Source organism: Streptomyces sp. 13-12-16, from assembly GCF_002114215.1.
Lineage (GTDB): Bacteria > Actinomycetota > Actinomycetes > Streptomycetales > Streptomycetaceae > Streptomyces.
This window is the reverse complement of record NZ_NCTE01000778.1, coordinates 1-786: the sequence shown is the minus strand read 5'-3', so window position 1 is coordinate 786 and position 786 is coordinate 1. Positions and strand designations below refer to the sequence as shown.

1 protein-coding gene is annotated in these 786 nt (G+C 72.9%); it reads right to left on the bottom strand.

Annotated elements, in window-relative coordinates:
* On the bottom strand, positions 1-786 hold a 786-nt coding region (locus B7767_RS28665; RefSeq protein ID WP_085574700.1), incomplete at both ends, for an SMP-30/gluconolactonase/LRE family protein.

The window sequence follows — 786 nt, the reverse complement described above, 5'->3', positions numbered from 1 at the left end:
GGGGTCCCGCCACCGCCGTGAACGTCGTCTCCGGGGTCTGCGGGCTGGTGAAGCGGGCGTTGACCAGATAGAGGCGGTTGCCGAAGCGGGCGGCGGTGGCGGGGACGTCGAAGCGGGGGTCGGTAATGGAGCGGCGCAGGGTCGCCGTGGTGGCCCGGGCGTCCAGGTCGAAGACGGTGACGACGTTCGAGCGGTTCTGTACGACGTACAGGGTGCGGCCGATGCGGACCAGGCCGTCGCCGTTGACCACGTCGTCCGTTCCGGAGAGGGCGATGCGGGTGGCGTGACCGGTGCGGAGGCCCACGCGGTACAGCTCACCGGGCGTGCTCTTGACCACGATCACGTCGCGTCCGTCGGGCGTGCTCACGATGCCGTTGGCGTTGTTGACGTCCGGCAGTTGTTCCCAGTCGCCGGTGAGCGGGAGGGCGCGGACGCCGCCGCCCCGGCCGCGCGGGACGCCGTACAGGACGGCGTCGCGGGAGTCGGTGAACCAGGCGCGGTCGCGGAAGAGCACGACGTCGTTGATGAAGTGGCCGGTGGAGGCGGTGAGTCGGTGTGACCTCCGCAGTTCTCCGGTGCGGGCGTCGACGACGCGCGCGGTGCCGCCCCCGCCGCCCGTGACGTACAGCAGGCCGTCCCGACCCAGCTTGAGGCCGATGGCCACCAGGCCGGGGGCGCCCTCGTGGAGGATCGCGCCCCGGCCGGTGCGCAGGTCGGTGCGGTAGATCGCGCCGTCGGCGCGGGAGCCCAGGTAGGCGTACGGCGCACCGCCGATGGCGATGCCCT